General features: G+C 60.1%; 15 protein-coding genes. 7 read left to right on the forward strand and 8 right to left on the reverse strand.

The genetic code is table 11. The features are described from left to right. The first annotated feature begins 553 nt into the window (after positions 1-553). Positions 554-3,421, forward strand: coding sequence for an RNA polymerase-associated protein RapA (rapA, locus tag AB5Y95_RS18515; RefSeq protein ID WP_368161790.1), 2,868 nt, complete (start codon positions 554-556; stop codon positions 3,419-3,421). Between the two features lie 312 nt (positions 3,422-3,733). Then, the gene (gene rluA, locus AB5Y95_RS18520; protein ID WP_368161791.1) at positions 3,734-4,390 is read left to right on the forward strand and encodes a bifunctional tRNA pseudouridine(32) synthase/23S rRNA pseudouridine(746) synthase RluA; all 657 of its coding nucleotides are present in this window, start codon (positions 3,734-3,736) and stop codon (positions 4,388-4,390) included. 73 nt (positions 4,391-4,463) lie between these two features. Here rluA and AB5Y95_RS18525 read toward each other — a convergent pair whose 3' ends face one another. The 5 genes from AB5Y95_RS18525 to AB5Y95_RS18545 form a co-directional block, all read right to left on the reverse strand. Then, positions 4,464-4,652: a hypothetical protein gene (locus AB5Y95_RS18525; protein ID WP_080628999.1), complete on the reverse strand. Its 189-nt coding sequence runs from the start codon at positions 4,650-4,652 to the stop codon at positions 4,464-4,466. Positions 4,653-4,709: 57 nt separating this feature from the next. Further along, positions 4,710-6,641, reverse strand: coding sequence for a bifunctional diguanylate cyclase/phosphodiesterase (locus tag AB5Y95_RS18530; RefSeq protein WP_324039908.1), 1,932 nt, complete (start codon positions 6,639-6,641; stop codon positions 4,710-4,712). A gap of 23 nt (positions 6,642-6,664) precedes the next feature. Next, the gene (locus tag AB5Y95_RS18535; protein ID WP_005309520.1) at positions 6,665-7,162 is read right to left on the reverse strand and encodes a hypothetical protein; all 498 of its coding nucleotides are present in this window, start codon (positions 7,160-7,162) and stop codon (positions 6,665-6,667) included. Positions 7,163-7,257: 95 nt separating this feature from the next. Continuing rightward, positions 7,258-8,892, reverse strand: a complete 1,635-nt coding sequence (groL, locus tag AB5Y95_RS18540) for a chaperonin GroEL (protein ID WP_005309517.1) — start codon at positions 8,890-8,892, stop codon at positions 7,258-7,260. A 42-nt stretch (positions 8,893-8,934) separates the two neighbouring features. Continuing rightward, entirely contained in the window at positions 8,935-9,228 is a 294-nt protein-coding gene (locus tag AB5Y95_RS18545) for a co-chaperone GroES (protein WP_005309514.1), read from the reverse strand. Between the two features lie 181 nt (positions 9,229-9,409). Here AB5Y95_RS18545 and AB5Y95_RS18550 point away from each other — a divergent pair, with 181 nt between their 5' ends. After that, positions 9,410-10,810, forward strand: a complete 1,401-nt coding sequence (locus AB5Y95_RS18550) for an MATE family efflux transporter (RefSeq protein WP_019839813.1) — start codon at positions 9,410-9,412, stop codon at positions 10,808-10,810. 23 nt (positions 10,811-10,833) lie between these two features. Here the strand turns inward: AB5Y95_RS18550 and AB5Y95_RS18555 are convergent, their stop codons facing one another. Beyond that, positions 10,834-11,310 (reverse strand): FxsA family protein, encoded by a 477-nt coding sequence (locus AB5Y95_RS18555; protein ID WP_005309509.1) that lies wholly within the window; start codon positions 11,308-11,310, stop codon positions 10,834-10,836. A 449-nt stretch (positions 11,311-11,759) separates the two neighbouring features. Between AB5Y95_RS18555 and aspA the strand changes: the two genes are divergently transcribed. The 3 genes from aspA (at position 11,760) to AB5Y95_RS18570 (ending at position 15,947) form a co-directional block, all read left to right on the forward strand. Beyond that, positions 11,760-13,202, forward strand: coding sequence for an aspartate ammonia-lyase (gene aspA / locus AB5Y95_RS18560; protein WP_368161792.1), 1,443 nt, complete (start codon positions 11,760-11,762; stop codon positions 13,200-13,202). A gap of 127 nt (positions 13,203-13,329) precedes the next feature. Then, the gene (locus tag AB5Y95_RS18565; RefSeq protein WP_279463285.1) at positions 13,330-14,649 is read left to right on the forward strand and encodes an anaerobic C4-dicarboxylate transporter; all 1,320 of its coding nucleotides are present in this window, start codon (positions 13,330-13,332) and stop codon (positions 14,647-14,649) included. A gap of 200 nt (positions 14,650-14,849) precedes the next feature. After that, on the forward strand, positions 14,850-15,947 hold the full coding sequence (locus AB5Y95_RS18570; RefSeq protein ID WP_368161793.1) for a porin: 1,098 nt from the start codon (positions 14,850-14,852) through the stop codon (positions 15,945-15,947). A 61-nt stretch (positions 15,948-16,008) separates the two neighbouring features. Here the strand turns inward: AB5Y95_RS18570 and mdtH are convergent, their stop codons facing one another. After that, positions 16,009-17,202 carry a multidrug efflux MFS transporter MdtH gene (gene mdtH, locus AB5Y95_RS18575; protein WP_279974460.1) on the reverse strand — a complete coding sequence of 398 codons (1,194 nt, stop codon included), beginning with the start codon at positions 17,200-17,202 and terminating at the stop codon, positions 16,009-16,011. 209 nt (positions 17,203-17,411) lie between these two features. Between mdtH and AB5Y95_RS18580 the strand changes: the two genes are divergently transcribed. Then, on the forward strand, positions 17,412-18,311 hold the full coding sequence (locus AB5Y95_RS18580; RefSeq protein ID WP_017764724.1) for a LysR family transcriptional regulator: 900 nt from the start codon (positions 17,412-17,414) through the stop codon (positions 18,309-18,311). Between the two features lie 52 nt (positions 18,312-18,363). On the opposite strand, the gene AB5Y95_RS18585 is transcribed toward AB5Y95_RS18580, so the two are convergent. Further along, positions 18,364-20,133, reverse strand: coding sequence for a M4 family metallopeptidase (locus AB5Y95_RS18585; RefSeq protein WP_213344400.1), 1,770 nt, complete (start codon positions 20,131-20,133; stop codon positions 18,364-18,366). Positions 20,134-20,308 lie beyond the last annotated feature (175 nt).

A 20,308-nucleotide genomic window follows, 5' to 3' on the forward strand; every position in this document is an offset into this window, starting at 1 on the left:
GCGGCTCAATGAATTGCTGAATTAACTGCTGCAACTTAAAAGTTGCTTTGGTCACTTCATCAGACATTGAAAATCAAAAATTGTTTTTGATGCTCGATGCTGTGAGTGCCCACACAGATTGCTTGATTCAAATTGTTAAAGAGCGACGCAGCTTTTGGCTGCTGCGGGAGTGGCATTCTACTCAACCGCCTTCTCGAGTCAATCCTTATTTGCAAAGGCTTTTCGAGGCTATCGACTCGGCTGTTTGCGTTGCCGCTTGCCGTGTCGATGGAGGCGCATTATAGAGATCTAGATCACGCTTGCAAGCGACAATTCGCATTAAATTCGAAGAAATCGCTCAACCGCTCAACAATCAATCAAGGCGTCGCTTAATCCAGCAATTTCCTCGCCCGTAGTCAACGCCATCTATCTTCAATCATGCAGGACAAGAGCCGGATCAACAGCAGGATGAAATGGCTGCCACCATCGCCATATCCATGGTGATCACGCTCACGCCTTCGGGTAACATAGCGCCCCTTTGCGATTCACACACTCTTGGGCTTTGGAGAGTTTAATGCCTTTTGCACTTGGCCAGCGTTGGATTAGTGATACAGAGACGGATCTGGGGTTGGGAACTGTCGTTGCTGTTGAAGGACGCATGGTTACCCTGTTGTTTCCGGCTACCGGTGAAAACCGCATGTATGCCAAAGAAGAGGCGCCGGTGACCCGGGTCAGCTTCAATGTGGGCGATCAGATAACCAGTCACGAAGACTGGACCATGATGGTCGATGAAGTGCAGGAGAAAGATGGCCTGCTTATATATGTAGGTGTTCGCACCGACAATGATGAGCCGGTTGCCCTCAAGGAAGTGTTTCTCAACAACTTCATCAAGTTCAACAAGCCACAGGATCGCCTGTTCGCCGGCCAGATCGACCGGATGTCCCGCTTTACCCTGCGCTACGAAGCGCTGGTCAACCAGCACAAGCGTCGTCGCAATCCGACCCGCGGTCTGGCCGGTGGCCGGGTCAGCCTGATCCCGCACCAACTCTATATCGCCCATGAAGTAGGCCACCGTTATGCCCCGCGCGTACTGCTGGCCGACGAGGTGGGCCTCGGCAAGACCATTGAAGCGGGCATGATCATTCATCAGCAACTGCTCTCCGGCCGCGCCCATCGCGTGTTGATCCTGCTGCCCGAAACGCTCCAGCACCAGTGGCTGGTCGAAATGCTGCGCCGCTTCAACCTGCACTTCTCCCTGTTTGACGAGGAGCGCTGCATCGAGGCCTTTGCCGATGCGGAAAACCCCTTCGAAACCGAACAGCTGGTGATCTGCAGCCTCGATTTCCTGCGCAAGAAACGCCGCCGCTTCGAGCAGTTGCTGGAAGCCGAATGGGATCTGCTGGTCGTCGACGAGGCACATCACCTGGAGTGGAGCGAGGAGGCGCCGAGCCGTGCCTATGAAATGGTGGAAGCGCTGGCCGAACAGGTGCCAGGCGTGCTGCTGCTGACCGCGACTCCGGACCAGCTGGGCCACCAGAGCCACTTTGCCCGTCTGCGCCTGCTCGACCCCGAGCGCTTCTACGACTACGAGGCCTTCCTCGCCGAGGAGCAAGCCTATGGCCAAGTCGCCAGTGCCGCCCAGGAGTTGCTGGATGGTGAGGCCCTGAGCGAAGCAGCCAAACAGACCCTGGCAGGCCAGCTGGATGGTCTGGATCTCACTGATGCGGCCGCCCGTCAGCAGGCAGTCGCCAAGCTGCTGGATCAGCACGGCACCGGCCGCGTGCTGTTTCGCAACAGCCGCGCCAACATTCAGGGCTTCCCCGAGCGTCATCTCAACGTCTACCCCATGCCGTTGCCGGAGCAGTACAAGACCGCCATCAAGGTGATGGGCATGATGGGTGGCAACGGCGGCGATCTGCAGACCCGTGCCCTGCGCTACCTCTATCCCGAGAAGATCTTCCAGCAGTTTGAAGGCGACAACGCCAGCTGGACCCAGTTTGACCCGCGCGTCGACTGGCTGCTTGAGTTGCTGATCTCTGCCCGTCAGCAGAAGATACTGGTGATCTGCTCCGAAGCGGCCACCGCCATCGCGCTGGAAGAGGCCGTGCGTACCCGCGAGGGGATCCGCGCAGCCGTCTTCCACGAGGGGATGTCCATCCTCGAGCGGGACAAGGCGTCCGCCTATTTCGCTCAAGCTGAGGGGGGCGCCCAGGTGCTGCTCTGCTCCGAGATCGGTTCCGAGGGTCGCAACTTCCAGTTTGCCAGCCATCTGGTGCTGTTCGATCTGCCCCTCAACCCGGATCTGCTGGAGCAACGTATCGGCCGTCTCGATCGCATCGGCCAGCAGAACACTGTCGAGATCCACGTTCCCTATCTGGAGGGCACCTCCCAGCGCACCCTGCAGCTCTGGTATCACGATGGCCTCGATGCGTTCGAGCAGACCTGCCCGACCGCCCGCCCGGTGTTTGAAGCGGTGCGTGACGAGCTGTTCGAGCTGCTGGCAGCCAACACTGGTGAGCAGGCGCCCCTCGAAGCACTGCTGACCCGCACCCGCGAGTTGCACGAGCCCCTCAAGGCCAAACTGGAAAAGGGCCGCGATCGTCTGCTGGAGATCCACTCCAGCGGTGGCGAAGCCGCCCAGCAGCTGGTCGAGAAGCTGGCCGCCGAAGATGACGACACCGGCATGATCTCCTTCGCCCTCAAGATGTTCGACGAGATCGGCGTCAATCAGGATGATCGCGGCGAGAACGCGCTGGTGCTGATGCCGGGCGATCACATGCTGGTACCGAGCTTCCCGGGGCTGCCGCAAGACGGCATGACCATCACCTTCGATCGCACCACCGCCCTGTCGCGGGACGACATGTCGTTCCTCTCCTGGGATCACCCCATGATGCGCGGCGGTATCGACCTGATCCTCGGCTCCGAGATCGGTGCCACCTCGGTGGCTCTGCTCAAGAACAAGGCGTTGCCGGTCGGTTCCATCCTGCTGGAGCTGATCTTCGTCGCCGAGTCTGCGGCCCATCCCCAGCTCTACCGCTTCATGCCGCCGACCCCGATCCGGCTGCTGATGGACAAGAACGGCAACAACCTGGGCGAGAAGGTGGCTTTCGATGCCTTCAACCGCCAGCTGACGCCGGTCAACCGCCACCTGGGCAGCAAGCTGGTCACCGCTTCCCAGCCGGTGATCCACGGTCTGATTGGCCAGGGTCAGGCGATTGCCGAAGGACTGAAGGCAAATATTGTCGACCAGGCCCGTACTCAGATGGCGCAAACTCTGCAGCAGGATCTCGATCGTCTGGAGGCGCTCAAGGCAGTCAACCCGAACGTGCGCGACAGCGAACTGGATTATCTGCGCAATCTGCAGGCAGAATTGCACCACCTGATCGACCAGACCCAACTCAAGCTGGATGCCATCCGCTTTATCGTGGTCACCCATAACTGATAAAACGGTGAAGGCATCGTCTGGTTGATAACGACCAGACCCAACGCGAGTTGGATGCCATGCACTTTTTATCGTGGTTACCCATAACTGATAAAACGGTGAAAGCATCGTCTGGTTTATAACGACCAGACCCAACGCGAGTTGGATGCCATGCACTTTTTATCGTGGTTACCCATAACTGATACAACGGTGCAGGCATCGTCTGGTTGATAACAACCAGACCCAACGCGAGTTGGCTGCCATGCACTTTTATCGTGGTAATCCAAAACTGATGGGGGCTTGCCCCCGCTTTGACCAAAGATGCGAGACGCTATGTTTGTATACTCACCGCCCCTGGAACCCTGGCTCGATATCCTGTTCAAGGACAAGGACATCATGGTGGTCAACAAGCCCACTGGCCTGCTGAGCGTCCCCGGGCGCGGCCCCGAGAATGAAGACAGCGTGCTCTATCGGGTGAAACAACAGCACCCCAAGGCGGCGGCAGCCCATCGTCTCGACATGGCGACCACAGGTGTGCTGGTGATCCCCCTCAATCCCAACTCTCACCGGGAGCTGAGCCGGCAATTTCGCGAGCGGGAAACCGAGAAACACTATCTGGCCTGGGTGTGGGGCGAGCCGGAACTGGATGCGGGTGAAGTGGATCTGCCGCTCTGCGTCGACTGGCCCAACCGCCCGAAGCAGAAGGTGGACTTTGAGGAGGGGCGTCACGCCCTGACCTTGTGGCAGAAGCTGAAGGTAGAAAATGGCAACAGCCTGATCAAGCTGACCCCCATTACCGGTCGCTCCCATCAGCTACGGGTCCATATGCTGGAGCTGGGTCATCCCATCCTCGGCGATAACCTCTACGCCCATCCGGATGCGCTGGCGGCGGCACCGCACCTTTATCTGCATGCGGCCAGCCTGACCATCAGCCACCCCCGCAGCGGCGAACGGATGACCTTCGAGGCACCAGCCCCTTTTCCGGTCTGAGCCAAGAGAGACATTGCGATATCGCAGACATAAAAAAGCCCCCATCGACTAGATGGGGGCTTTTTCGTTAGGGTCAGACGCGAATATCGATTTTACTTCCCAGAGAAGCGTTGGCCGATGTCGGTGCAACCGGTGCTGATTGAGCCGCTGTTTGCAGCAGTTTCAATGCAGATTCACCTTCTTGGGTCTGCTGTTTCTTGGCCAGGCTGGCCGTCATCAATGCAGAACCAAATGACGCAGATGCAGAACTAGATATATCCATGGTGTACCTCCTGCCCTAAGACTATCGGCCATCTTAGGCCAGACATGAGCACTTTGGCTAAATTAAATACGCCTTGTCGGGCTGACGCCGCTCCAGCCACTCCTCTTCCATCTCCAGCAGGGTCTGATAGACCTTCTCCGCCTGCTCGGGACGGCTGAACAGATAACCCTGACCATAGAGATGGATGTCGGTCAAGGTGCGCAGCACATCTAGCTGGGCCTGGGTTTCAATCCCTTCGCACACCAGACTCTTGCCCAGCATGGAGCCCATCCGGCAGATGTTGGCGACCAGCTCGGACGCTTCGATGGAGGTATCGATCCCCTGAATGAAAGAGCGATCGATCTTCACCTTGCTGACCGGCAGTTTCTGCAGATAACTGAGGGACGAGTAGCCCGTCCCGAAGTCATCCAGCGCCAGCTGTACCCCTTGCTGGTTGAGATCCTGCATCAGCTGCAGGGAGTTTTTCACCTCGCGCATGGTAGTGTCTTCCGTCACTTCCAGCACCAGGCTGGCAGCCGGGATATGGTGGTCCATCAGCGCCTTGGCCACCAGTTTCAACAGGTTGCGCTGATACATGCCGGGAGAGATGTTCACGCACATCTGCAGATCCACCAGGCCCAGCTGCTGCCATTGATAGAGCTGCTCACAGGCGGTGTTCAGCACCCAGCTCCCCAGCTTTTCGGCCAGCTGAAACTCTTCGGCGACCTGGATCACCTCGTTGGGCGGGATGAAACCAAGCTCAGGGTGACGCCAGCGCAGCAGGGCCTCGACCGCCTCGCAGCGGCCGCTTTCCAGGTTGACGATGGGCTGGTAGTAGAGCTCGAGCGCATTGTGCTCCAGCGCCATGATCATGTCGCTGGCCAGATGCTTGCGACGCGCCGTCTCATTGAGCAGCGAGCTGTCGTAGATGACGTACGGCACATGGGTCTTGCGACTGTGGAACAGTGCCTGTTCGGCCCGGCTGAGCAGTTCCTGGGCCTGTTTGCTGTCCATCGGGAAGAAGGCGATGCCGATGCCCACCTCCAGCCGGAATGGATAGTTGTCGATGATGATGTCCTGCTTGAGCGCGTGCAGCAGACGGGCTACTAGCTCCCTCACCTGACGCAGATCACTGCTCTCGCGCTGGATCATGGCGAACTGGTCACCGCCAAGCCTGGCCACCCACTCACCGTTTTCACACAGGCCGCGCATCCGTTTCGCCAGCTCCTGCAACAGGAAGTCACCGGTGTTGTAACCGAACTTGCTGTTGATGTCGCGAAAGTCATTGATGTCCACCAGCACCAGACCAAACGGCATCTCCTTGCTGGCGTAGGATTCCATCTTCTCAAGCAGGGCCAGACGATTGGAGAGCCCGGTCAGGGGATCTATCCGTGCCACTCTGAAATGGCGGCGCGCCTCGCGGATCAGCAGGCCGCTCAGCAGCATCACCGACAACACCAGCCCGGATACCATGAACAGCAGGGCATTGCGCAACTGGCCGAAGCGCTTGTCATTGCCCGAATAGACGTTGATGTTCTTCTGCATCACGGAGGCGAGGGAATAGGAGAGCGGTTCCTGCAGAGGCGACAGCCGCATCATGATCTGCTGATAATCCGGCGTTCCCGACTTCAGGTTGGTGATGTTGGGCTCCATCTCGCGGATATTGCTTTCGATCAACTGCACAAGCCGCAGGGTCTTCTGCTTGTCCTTCATGCTCTGACGCAACTGGCCGCTGAGCAGGATGGGGGTGCGGCTCCAGAGGATGTCGTAGCGCAACATCAGGGTATCGTGATCGATACCACCATAATGGTAAATCTCGACGGAGTTGAGGAAGCGCCCCAACTCCAGTTGCAACTGCATCAGGGCCCAGGAGACGTCATAGGTATACTTCTCCATCACCCGGGTCGCATTCTGTATTTGTGCGAGGCAATACAGAGTGCTCCCGGTGAACAGCAGGATGGATAGATAAAGAACGATGAGTAAAGGCCACGCCTTGGTCTTTGCTTTCACTCGTGCTCCCAGAAGCCACTACATCAATGCTGAATATCAATGGCATTCAATTGCCAAATCATCATGTCGGTAAACTCCGAGCGTTTCAGCTCGGGATATTGATCCAGCGGTAGGATAAACCAAAGTGGTCCCTTATTCCGTACCCGCATGGTGACCCCATCATCTTGCCAGGCCAGAATCGGGTCGTATTGCTTGACCTTATCCCAGTTGAGCCTGATCTGAAAACTGTTCAATGCGGTCAAGGTGATCGCCTTGCCATCCGCACCGACGGCGGCCAGCAGATCGGCCAGCTTGGGGCCCACATATTTGTGCGGCTTGTCGACCCAGGGGTTGGCGGTCACGATCTCGTGCTGCGGCAAGGCTTTGAGCATCGCCAGATCGAAGGAGACCACCCCTTCGGTCGCTTCCGCCGGTTGTACATTGCCGGTCACCTTCAGGATGACGGGACCTTGCGGCGTTTCCAGCGCCATTGCCGGCATGGCCAGAGAAAACAGTAATGAAATCAAACCCAGTACACGCATGTTCACCTCGGATAAAGTCACTGACAATAGACTCAGTCTAGTCGCCATAAAAAAAACGGCTCGCAAAAGCGAGCCGTTTGGTAACCCAGGCTGAATTACATCATGCCCATGCCACCCATGCCGCCCATGTCAGGCATGGCAGGGGTATCTTTCTTCGGCAGCTCGGAGACCATGCACTCGGTGGTGATCATCAGACCGGCAACGGAAGAGGCAAACTGCAGGGCAGAACGGGTCACCTTGGTCGGATCCAGGATGCCCATGGCCAGCATGTCGCCGTACTGTTCGGTGTAGGCGTTGTAGCCATAGTTGCCTTCGCCGTTCTTCACCGCGTTGGCGATGACGGAGGCCTCTTCACCGGCGTTGATGACGATTTGACGCAGCGGAGCTTCCATGGCGCGCAGGGCAACCTTGATACCCACGTTCTGGTCTTCGTTGTCGCCACGCAGACCGGTCAGTTTGGCAGCAACGCGCACCAGCGCCACACCACCACCGGCAACCACGCCTTCTTCCACCGCAGCGCGAGTCGCGTGCAGGGCATCGTCAACGCGTGCTTTCTTCTCTTTCATCTCGACTTCAGTGGCAGCACCCACCTTGATCACCGCAACGCCGCCAGCCAGTTTGGCTACGCGCTCTTGCAGCTTCTCACGGTCGTAATCGGAAGAGGTCTCTTCGATCTGCTGACGGATCTGGGCTACACGGCTCTCGATCAGGCCTGCGTCACCCACGCCATCGATGATGGTAGTGTTCTCTTTGGTGATGACGATGCGCTTGGCACGGCCCAGGTCTTCCAGAGTCGCTTTTTCCAGCTCCATGCCCACTTCTTCGGAGATCACGGTACCGCCAGTCAGGATGGCGATATCCTGCAGCATGGCCTTGCGACGGTCACCGAAGCCCGGCGCCTTGACGGCAGCCACTTTCACGATGCCACGCATGGTGTTGACCACCAGAGTCGCCAGCGCTTCACCTTCAACGTCTTCGGCGACGATGATCAGCGGCTTGCCAGCCTTGGCCACGCCTTCCAGCACCGGCAGCATTTCGCGGATGTTGGAGATTTTCTTGTCAACCAGCAGGATGAAGGGGTCGTCCAGCTCGACGGCACCGGTTTCCGGCTTGTTGACGAAGTACGGGGAGAGGTAGCCACGGTCGAACTGCATACCTTCAACCACGGCCAGCTCGTCTTCCAGACCCTGACCGTCTTCTACAGTGATGACGCCGTCACGGCCCACTTTATCCATGGCTTCGGCAATCAGCTTGCCGACTTTCTCGTCGGAGTTGGCGGAGATGGTGCCTACCTGAGCAATGGCGTTGTTGTCTGCGCAGGGCTGAGACAGCGCTTGCAGCTCGGCAACGGCGGCTACCACAGCCTTGTCGATACCGCGCTTCAGATCCATCGGGTTCATACCGGCGGCAACGGCCTTCAGGCCTTCGTTGACGATGGCCTGGGCCAGTACGGTCGCGGTGGTGGTACCATCACCGGCGGCGTCGTTGGCCTTGGAAGCGACTTCCTTGACCATCTGGGCGCCCATGTTCTGGAACTTGTCTTCCAGTTCGATTTCGCGAGCGACGGAGACGCCATCCTTGGTGATGGTCGGAGCGCCGAAAGATTTGTCCAGCACCACGTTGCGGCCTTTCGGGCCCAGGGTCACCTTGACGGCATCGGCCAGGATGTTGACGCCTTCCAGCATCTTGATGCGGGCTTCGTTGCCAAACTTGACTTCTTTAGCTGCCATTTTGTTCAGTCCTTCAATCAATTCTTGGGGGAAAGGGGTGGATTACTCTTCGACAATCGCCAGGATGTCGGTTTCAGACAGGATCAGCACGTCCTGACCATCCAGCTTCTCGGTCTTCACACCGTAGCCTTCGTTGAAGATCACCTTGTCACCAACCTTGACGGCGAGGGCTTTGACGTCGCCATTATCCAGAATTCGGCCAGTCCCCACGGCAAGAACTTCACCACGGGTGGACTTCTGGGCCGCCGTACCAGTCAAGACAATGCCGCCAGCGGATTTGGCTTCAGCTTCGATGCGCTTGATGATGACGCGGTCGTGCAGTGGACGAATTTTCATCGATAACTCTCCCAAAATGAGTCTCTGTGTTGCTTTGAGGAATGGCCATTCCTGGCCAAATTAGATATGTCTCCGATGTGGGGTACGTTTGTTAACCCTTCAAGGGCAAATACAAAAAAAATATTTTCACGTACTATGAAGGTCTTCGATGGATCGCCCGAGTCCCGGTCAGGAAACCGGTTTGTGCTGCCAGCAGCCAGAACTCCGCCAGATGTACAGAGACCAGCCCGTGACCCGACCCAATCCCCTGCTGACAGCCCCCATGACGTCCGTACTGCTGCGCATGACGGGCCCCATGATCCTCGGCATCGTCGCCATCCTCGCCTTCAACCTGGTCGATACCTTCTTCATCGGCATGCTGGGCACCCAGGCACTGGCCGCCATCAGCTTCACCTTTCCGGTCACCTTCGTGGTCACCTCGCTGGCCATGGGGCTGGGGGCCGGCCTCTCCGCCGTGATGGGTCATGCCCTCGGCCAGGGCAAGCATGAAGAGGCCGCCCGCATCACCACCGACAACCTGTTCCTGGCGGTGCTGCTGGTCACCCTCATCGCCGTGGCGGGGGCGCTTACCATACACCCGCTGTTCAGGCTGCTCGGTGCCAGCGATGCGCTGATCGCCCTCATCTACGACTACATGCTGATCTGGTATCTGACCGTCCCCATGCTGGTGCTGCCCATGGTGGGCAATGCCGCCATCCGGGCCACCGGCGATACCAAGACCCCGAGCCTGGTGATGACGGTGGCCGGGCTGGTCAACGGCGTGCTGGATCCCCTGCTCATCTTCGGCATAGGCCCCTTTCCCGAGTGGGGGATCCGCGGCGCTGCCATCGCCACCTCCCTCTCCTGGCTGATGGCCATGCTGGTCAGCCTCTATATATTGCGCCACCGCGAGGGCCTGCTGCGCTGGCGCCTCTCCCCGCGCCCGCAGCTGCTGGCCCACTGGCGCGCCCTGCTGCACGTGGCCGTGCCCGCCTCCTTCACCAACATGCTCAACCCGCTGGCCAATGCGGTGCTGATGACCATCTTCGCCGGACTGGGCACCGAGGTGGTGGCCGCCTATGGCGCCGCCTCGAGAGTCGAGGCCCTGCTGCTCATCGTGATGATGGCGCTCTCCTCGGTGCTGGCTCCCTTCATCTCGCAAAACTGCGGCGCCGGCAACCCGGCCCGCGCCAAGGCGGCGCTGCAGCTCTGCATGCGCTTCGCCCTGCTGTTCCAGCTGGCGGTATATGCGCTGACCTGGCTGCTGGCCCCCTTCATCGCCGATCTGTTCAGCGATCACCCGCAGGTGGTGCGCCTCATCGTGCTCTATCTGCACCTGGTGCCCATCGGTTACGGCTTTCAGGGCATGGTGATGTTGCTGGCATCCGCCTTGAATGGCGTGAGGGCATCCAGCATCTCTTTTCTGTTCAACGGCTTGCGATTGTTTGTCTTCTTGCTGCCAGGAGCCTGGCTGGGGGCAAAACTGGGGGGAGAACAGGGAATTTATCTGGGGATCCTGCTGGCGAACCTGGCGGCGGGCACTCTGGCCTGGTGGTATGCCCGCCACCGCTTCGAGCAGTTGTGCCATCAGGGCAAGCCCTGATGGCCCGGGATTGAGCGCAGCGCTTACTCCTTGCGCTCGAACTCCCCTTCGATGGTGGTACCGCCGCGCTGGGATTGACCCGGCTGGTCACTGCCAGGCACCTCGTCGAACGGCTGCTGACGGCTTTGAAAACCGCCCATCTGCATTCTGAACTGGCTGCTGCCGATCAGCTTGTCGGCCAGCTTGTTGCGCAGCCAGGGTTGCAGCAGCAGGATGCCGAAGAAGTCGGTCACGAAGCCCGGAATGATCAGCAACAGACCGGCCAGCGCCAGCATCATACCCCCCATCACCTCACGTCCCGGCATCTCCCCCTGCTGCATCTTCTGCTGCGCGTTGAACAGGGTCTTGATCCCTTCGCTGCGCACCAGAGAGGAGCCCAGCACCGCCGTCAGAATGAGCAGGCCGACGGTCGGCAAGGCGCCGATCACGGAGCCCACCTCGATCATCACGGTGAGCTCGAGCACCACCAGACCGACCAACAATAGAAACAACTTGCCCATAACAACCTCAGTGCGGGTGAATGTGAATGAACCGCCGGCAGACCAGACAGCCGTCGATGCCGCTGCCAACCCGTCATGATATCGGTTCCTGTTGATTAAAATGGGGGTCAGCGCGCACTTTTCAAGTGCGGAGGGTGACGCAGCGCCGGATCCGCAGAAAAACCGGCTTGCCGGACTGTGATTGAAGTCATTGTTCTGTCAAAGTTAATCGGTCGATTGCAATATCTGTTTAATGACCACAAGTTATTTGAGGTTGTCTCAAATTTAGTGATCCAGGTCTAATATCAGATACCTCAATTGGGGTAATATCGACGCCAGTAATGAAGGAGGCAAAAAAGGCCTCCAACCGCCCCACTCGATGTGTGGTGCTTCAGGATGAACCGTGCGTAAGGAACTCGCGACCACTCGGTGAGGATCGTATCCATTTATCTGATTTCTGAGGCATTACAATGAGCGACATCAAGAACGTCCGCATTGAAGAAGACCTGCTGGGCACCAAAGAAGTTTCCAACGACATGTACTACGGCGTACACACCCTGCGCGCCGTCGAGAACTTCAAGATCAGCTCTCAGAAGATTTCTGACGTTCCGGAATTCGTCCGTGGCATGGTGCTGACCAAGAAGGCCGCCGCGCTGGCAAACGGCGAGCTGGGCACCATCCGTCCTGAAATTGCAGACAAGATCGTGGAAGCCTGCGACCTGATGCTGAACACCGGCAAATGCTTCGACCAGTTCCCGGTCGACGTTTACCAGGGCGGTGCCGGCACCTCCGTCAACATGAACACCAACGAAGTACTGGCCAACATCGCCCTCGAGCTGATGGGTCTGGAAAAAGGCCGCTACGACGTCATCAACCCGAACGATCACGTCAACAAGTGCCAGTCCACCAACGACGCCTACCCCACCGGTTTCCGCGTCGCCGTGGTGAACAGCACCGACACCACCCTGTTTGCCCTGGAAGCGCTGATCGCCGTTTTCGATGCCAAGGCTGCCGAGTTCAAGAACATCCTGAAGATGGGTCGTACCCAGCTGCAGGACGCGGTACCCATGACCCTGGGTCAGGAGTTCCACGCCTTCGCCGTCACCCTGCGCGAAGAGATCAAGTCCATCAAGCGTTGCCAGGAGCTGCTGCTGGAAGTGAACCTGGGCGCCACCGCCATCGGTACCGGCCTCAACACCCCGCCCGAGTACTCCGCCCTGGCCATCAAGCGCCTGGCCGAGATCACCGGTCGCGCCTATGTGCCGGCTGAAGATCTGATCGAAGCGACCTCCGACTGCGGCGCCTACGTGATGCTGCACGGCGCCATCAAGCGCATGGCGATGAAGCTCTCCAAGATCTGTAACGACTTGCGTCTGCTCTCCTCCGGCCCGCGCACCGCACTCAAAGAGATCAACCTGCCGGAAATGCAGGCTGGCTCCTCCATCATGCCGGCCAAGGTCAACCCGGTCATTCCGGAAGTGGTCAACCAGTCCTGCTTCAAGGTCTTCGGCAACGACGTCACCATCACCTTCGCCGCCGAAGCCGGTCAGCTGCAGCTGAACGTCATGGAGCCGGTGATCGGTCAGGCGATGTTCGAATCCCTGAGCCTGATGGAAAAGGCCTGCATCTCCCTGCGCGAGAAGTGCGTGGAAGGCATCACCGCCAACCCGGAAATCTGCATGAACCATGTGCTGAACTCCATCGGTATCGTGACCTACCTGAACCCCTTCATCGGCCACCACGAGGGCGACATCGTCGGCAAGATCTGTGCACAGACCGGCAAGAACGTCCGTGAAGTCGTGCTGGAACGCGGCCTGCTGACCGCCGAACAGCTGGACGAAATCCTCTCCATCGAGAACCTGATGAACCCGCAATACAAAGCCAAGCGTTACACCCGCGAAGCCACCGTATAAGCGAGCAAATGGGCCGGGATCATCCCGGCCCATAGAGTCAGTTCCCGATAGGTCTTGCCCAGCCCCATCGGGAATTGGCTTTTCTGCCAAATAAAACCTAAAAAAACTGGAAAATGGAGTGTTCACTATGATTGGAATCGAGTTGCTCGTCGTGCTCGCCGCTATCTATCTGGGGGCCCGGATAGGCAGCATCGGCATCGGCTTTGCCGGTGGTTTGGGGGTACTGGTACTGACCTGGGGCCTCGGGGTGCAGATCCCGAGCGATCAGCTGGTCACCTACATCCCCTGGGACGTGATCATGATCATCGCGTCCGTCATCTGCGCCATCGCCTGCATGCAGCTGGCCGGCGGGATGGACTATCTGGTGCACCTGGCCGAAAAAGCCCTGCGCAAGAACCCCAAATACATCACCTTCGCCGCCCCTGTGGTCACCTACCTGATGACCATGCTGGCCGGTACCGGTCACACCGCCTTCTCCACCCTGCCGGTGATCGCCGAAGTGGCCAAGGAGCAGGGTATCCGCCCGTCCCGTCCGCTCTCCATCGCGGTCGTCGCCTCCCAGATCGCCATCACGGCCTCGCCCATCTCAGCAGCCGTGGTCGCCTTCTCCGGCATGCTGGAGCCGTTCGGTGTTGACTACCTGACCCTTCTGGCCATCTGCATCCCCTCCACCTTCATCGCCTGCATCCTCGGTGCCTTCGTCGCCAACATGCTGGGCAAGCCGCTGGACCAGGATGAAGTCTATCTGGAGCGCAAGGCCAAGGGGCTGATCAAGCTGCGTGGTACCACCCAGCTCGAGATCAAACCCTACGCCAAGCTGTCGGTCTGGATCTTCATCGCCGCCATCGTGGCCGTGATGGCCTATGCCACCGCCATCTCCGGTAAAGTGGGCCTCATCACCAACCCGCCGATCCCCCGTGACGGCGCCATCATGGGCATCATGCTGGCCGCGGCCACCATCATGACTCTGGTGTGCAAGCTGGACGTGACCCAGGTCACCAACATGCCGACCTTCAAGTCCGGTATGTCCGCCTGTATCTGCGTACTGGGTGTGGCCTGGCTCGGCAACGTCTTCGTGAAGGGCAACATGGATACCATCCAGCTCATCGCCGGCGACCTGCTGAACCAGTACTCCTGGCTGCTGGCCGTGGTGCTGTTCTTCGCCGCCATGCTGCTCTACTCACAAGGCGCCACCACCAAGGCCCTGATGCCGGCCGCCCTGGCACTGGGTGTCAGCCCGCTGACCGCCATCGCCTCCTTCGCCGCCGTGAGCGCCCTGTTCGTGCTGCCCACCTACCCGACCCTGCTGGCCGCGGTCGAGATGGATGACACCGGCTCCACCCGCATCGGCAAGGCGGTGTTCAACCACCCCTTCTTCGTACCGGGTGTGGCCACCATCGCCATCGCTGTGGCGCTCGGCTTCTTCTTCGGTGGCATGATGCTCTAAGCAGCATTTAATTCCACAAATGTTCAAACGGCCCTCTCTGGGCCGTTTTTTATGCCTTCCTTTCTGGTCAAACCATTAATTAATCCTTGTCCGCTTCAGTTTCTATCAAGGTTCGCAGGGCTACTCTGGGCTATCGGAACAGAAACCGATCAACAGGGCCGAGCACAGGTCCGACAGTGTTTACACCAGAGGAACGAACAATGAAAAAAACAGCATTGACCATGGCCATCTCCAGCCTGCTGCTGGCCGGTGGTGCGCAAGCCGCGACCGTTTACAACCAGAACGACACCAAGCTCGACATCGGTGGTCGCGCCCAGGGCATGTACTACGGCACTGATGACAACGGTTCTGAAGGCGACGCCAGCTACCTGCGTCTGCACGTTGCCGGCGAAACCAAGATTGCTCCGGAAATGCAGGCCTTCGGCTTTGCCGAGTACAATCTGCCGACCTCAGGTTCAGACAATGACGAGCTGCGTTACGCCTACGCCGGCATCAAGCACGATCGCTTCGGTGCCTTCAGCTACGGTCGTCAAGACGGCCTGTTCACCAAAGCCGTTAACAACTACACCGACGTGCTGCCCGAGTGGGGCGGTGACGGCCTGGGCAAGGACACCGAAGTGTTCGGCACCGGTCGTACCAATGGCCTGGCTCAGTACATCTACACCTATCAGGGCCTGACCCTGGGTGCCCAGTTCACCGGCAACAACGATCCGCAGAACGCCGATCGCTCCAACCTGACTGGCGCCAACAATGCAACCTGGAATCCGAAGGGTTCCGCCGAAGGCTTCGCCGTGTCCGCCAACTATGACTTCGACATGGGCCTGAGCCTGGGTGCCGCCTACAACCAAGCCGGCAAGACCGACGAACAGGCTGCCAACGCCTCCTTCGGTGGTGACAGCGACGCCAAACTGTACGGCGTGGGCGCCAAGTACGCCGTCGGCGACCTCTACCTGGCTGCCACCTACTCTCACGGTGAAGACCACATGTACGTCAGCACCTTCAACGGTTACGCCGAGAAGATGGATGGCTACGAAGCCGTGGCCCAGTATGCCTTCGGCAAGTTCAAACCGTCCGTGGCCTACCTGCGCACCGACGTGAAGGACAACGCCCACGGCATCGATGACACCGCCACCGAATACGTCTCCATCGGTGCCTGGTACAACTTCACCGACAACTTCAACGCCTACGTTGACTACAAGATCAACCTGCTGGACAACAACGGTTCTGACTCCCACACCAACTCGCTGGGCAAGAACACCGACGACGTGGTCGCCGTGGCCCTGCAGTACAACTTCTAAGTCTTCCTGTAGCCTACTGTATTTTTTACCGGCCCCCTGCGGCCGGTTTTTTTATGCCCGTTCAGACGTTGACCCGCGCCAGACTCGACTCGCGATGAAAGCAGTTGACCAGCAGCAGCAAAGTGGTCACGCCCACTGTGCCCAGCACCAGCCAGGGCAACCAGGGCTGCCCCTGAGCCATGGCGTAGTCATGCAGGGCACCGCCCCCCACATACCCCGTCATGCCCCCCAGTGCCAGCCCCAGCCGGCTGAAACCCATGTAGCTGCCGCGCGCCCCCGGCTGCGCCAGCTTGGTCATCAGGGTCTCCCGTGCCGGCTCGGCGATGACGATCCCCAGATAGAAGCAGGCCAGCAGCATGAACACGGCTGGCAGGGTGTTGGCAAAGGCCACCAACCCGATGCCGGTGGTCATCAGCAGTACCCCGGCCATCAGCCGGCTCTCCAGCTTGAAGCGCCGCTCGCCATAGCGTGCCAGCGGATAGAGCAGCGCCAGCGAGATGGCGGTCTCCAGGGTATACATCCAGCCCACCGCCGTGGTACTGCCCGCCATCTGTTTGACCAGGATGGGAAAGATCAGCATCACCTGCACCCAGAGCGCATAGTAGCCGCTCAGGATCAGTACCAGCCGGCAGAATGCCTTGTCGGCCAGCACCTGGCCAAGACCGGCCCGGATCGGGGTCGGCCGCACCGAAAGCTTGTAGGGGGGCAGGATCAGCAGGTTGCACAGGGCGGCGCAGACGAACAGGCCGGCCCCCAGCAGACAGACGTATTCGAAATCGAAGTTGAGCAGCCAGCTGCCGAGCAGGGCCCCCACCACGGCGCCGGCGCTCTCCAGCATCATCAACAAGGAGATGTAGCGACCCCGCTCCCGCGGCCGGGTGAACTTGATCACCAGCGCCGCCCGGGGCGGGTCGAACAGGCAGCCGCCGAGGCCCGAGATGATGCAGGAGAGGATCAGCTCAAGGCCGCTCTGGGCATAGGCCAGGCTGGCAAAACCCGCCGCCCGCAGCAGCATGCCGCCCACGATGAGCGGGCGCGCCCCGAACTTGTCCGCCAGCGAGCCCCCCAGAATACCCAGTCCCTGCTGGGTCAGCTGACGCAACCCCAGCGCCAGGCCAACCACCCCGGCCGCCCAGCCGAGCTGATCCACGAAGCGCAGGCTGATCATGGGCATCACCACGAAGAACCCCAGGATCACCAAGAGGGAATCCAACGCCAAAAACCACCGCCCCAACCGCCTCGCCCGATCCACCATGACTACCCGTCCCCTGCTGCTTTGATGACATTCATATCGATTACTGCTCGTCGCCCGAATGACGCCGTCACCAAACGGACTCAAGGTGCTGCAAGCCCCTGAGCCGGTGTGGCAATATGCCAAAGCACAACGATTGATACTGCTATTCTGGAAGGACGCCAGATATAGTGGTAGCCGACAACTGGCTATATTTCATATTGGATTATCTTATGGCTATGACCCTCGACGATCTGCAGTTGCTGCTGGATGTGGTCAATCGCGGCAGCTTCAGCAAGGCGGCGGCCGTGCGCGGCTGGTCGCAACCCATGGTGAGCCAGCGGATCGCCGTGCTGGAGCAGGATCTGGGCCAGCCCCTGTTTCGCCGCCACCGGCGCGGCGCCACCCCCACCCCTGCCTGCGAGCAGTTTCTGCCCGCGGCGAGCGCGGCCCTCAGCGCGCTGGAAGGGGGCCGGCTGGCCATGCAGGGGGCACCGGCCCTGCCGCGCATCCGGCTCGCCTGCCTTCCCTCCCTGACGACAGTGGTGTTCGGCCCCCTGCTGCTGGCACTGGTCGACGAAACCTTCGAGATCCGCTGCAACACGGATCACTCCGGCATCATCATGCAGGAGCTGCTGACCGGCGAGACCGACGTCGGCTTCATCCTCAAGTGTCCCGCCATCGCCGGCATCCAGCTAGAGCTGCTCTATCGCTCCCCCATCATAGCGGTGGCCTGCGCCACCCATCCGCTGGCCGGGCGACAGGGGTTGACCCTGCAGGACATCGCCAACGAGCGGCTGGCGCCCCAGCAGTGGGGCACTGGCTGCGACGAGCTGATCCTGCAGTTGCGTCTGCTGCGCCAGGTGGCGAGCCCGCTGCACGCCATCCAGCCCGCCAGCGCGGCGCGGGAGCTGGCGCTGGAACACGGCTTCATCACCCTGATGCCGGCGCTCGCCATCGCCCGGGATCTGGAATTTGGCCGACTGGTGCAGCTGGACGTGGTGGATCTGCCGCCGGATCACTGGGACGTGATGATGGCCTGGCGCAGCGGCAAGCGCCCCAACCCCGCCAAGGAGCGGGTACTGGAGGCAGCCCGTACCCTGGCCGCCCGCTGGGCGGGCAAACCCGCATAAAAAAAGCGCCGGACAAGTCCGGCGCTTCACTGTTGTCAACGGCCACTGGTGATCAGTAGCTGGCCTTGAGGGTCACCCCGGAGAAGGCGCTGAAGGCGCTCAGCTGCACGTTCCAGGTCCCCGCCTTGGGCGAGTTCAGGGTGCAGGTCTCGGCGTTGCCGCTCTTGTACGGACGGCAGTCATAGCTGCTGCTGGTCGGCACGCTGCCAAACTTCACATAGAGGTCAGCATCGCCGGTACCGCCGCTGCTGGCGATCACCAGCTGGCTCTTGCCGGCCGGCACGTCGATGGTGAAGTTCAGCTTGCCACCCTTGGCGGCGGAGAGACCGGTCACCGGTACCCCGTTTTGCAGCACGCTGCCAGTGGGCGGAGTGGTACCGCCACAGGTGGCATTGACCCCGACCATGGTAAAAGCGGCCGCCACGTCGGTCACGCTGTAACCGAGATCGGTCGCCGCCTTGGTCACGCCACAGGCGCCCTGATCGAAGGTGGTGTTGGCGCCCCAGTAGAGACGGTTGGCCAGCACGAACACTTCGAAGGCCTTGCGGGTATTCCAGCCGCTGGTGTTGGCCAGCAGGTAGAAGGCGCGGTTGTAGACACCCGAGCTGTGGTGCACGTCGATGCCATCGTAGTAGTCGCTGGCGTGGCCGATGGAGCGGCCATCCCGGGTTGGATCCTCGAAATAGCGCAGGGAGCCGTTGCCCTTGAAAATCTGGGCGCCCACCAGCCAGTCGTTGCTGCCCTTCATGTAGTTCTCGGCCGCTTCCCCCGCCATGTCGGAGAAGGCCTCGTTGATGCCGCCCGACTGGCCGGAGTAGACCAGCCCGGAGTTCTGTTCGGTAAAGCCGTGGCTCACCTCGTGGGCTGCCACGTCCAGGCTCACCAGCGGATAGAAGGTGGTGGCGCCATCACCGAAGGTCATCTGGCTGCCGTCCCAGAAGGCGTTCTCGTAGTTGCGGCTGTAGTGCACCCGCATCTTCAGCTTGAAGGTCAGCGGCGCCGTGTTGTACCAGTTGCGATACATGTCGAACACCACGTTGCCGAAGTAGTGGGCATCGTTGAGGGGCGAGTAGGCACCGTTGATCTCCTTGACCGTGTTCTCCGGGCAGGTGAACTGGTGGATGGTGCCGCCCGTGGTGGCGTGATTCATGTTGAGGGTGTCAACGTTGGCACTGGTCATGCGGCAGTTGTCATCCACCTGCAGCGGGCCGAAGTCGGCGCCGTAGAAGTATTTGCCGGTCTTGATGTTGCCGCCCGGGCCGGTGGCATCCTTGTGGTTGATCCCCTCCCAGCGCTTGAGCTCGTTGCCGGTCTGGGCATCGATCATCACGAAGGGACGGCTCGGCTCTTCGCTCGCCGCGAGCCAGGAGACCAGATAGACCAGCTTGGCCTGACCCGCGTCATCCTGCATCACGAACAGCTTGACCCGCTCGTTGCTGCCCTTGGCCCCGGCCCGCGCCTTGCTGGCGGCATCGGCCGGCGACAGGGCCGCGGTCGGGCTGGCCAGATCGGCATCGATCTGGCGCAGGATCTGGCCGGAGACCTGGCTGATCTGGCCACCGAGGGACTGCTCGGCCACCAGCACCTGACCCCAGACCGGGATACCGTGCCAGGTCTGCTCATAGCGCACCCGCTGCTGGCCGTTGGGCAGCTTGACTGCCCGCACCTGGCGGAACTCGCCATCCCCGGCCAGCGCACTGACGCCGGCGGCACCGCTCGGTGCTCCCTGAATGCCGGCAACCTGATGTACGTCAACCTGTTCTGCAGCCAAGGCTGCGCTTCCCCAGCAGGCCAATACCACGGCCAAATAGACTTTGTTCATCCGTCTTTTCCTTAAGTCGATGAAGATTACACGCCGGGTCCGTTGCCCAGCGCTCCTACACTAGTTGGCGCGATCGGAATTGCTGCCTGTCATATGTGACAGCCCAGCATGAATCCATAGCAGAATCTGCTGTTGCCTGTTTTTGGTAGCGTAAAGAGCCGAAAAAATGGCGAAT

Source organism: Aeromonas sp. R5-3, assembly GCF_040908225.1.
Lineage (GTDB): Bacteria > Pseudomonadota > Gammaproteobacteria > Enterobacterales > Aeromonadaceae > Aeromonas > Aeromonas dhakensis.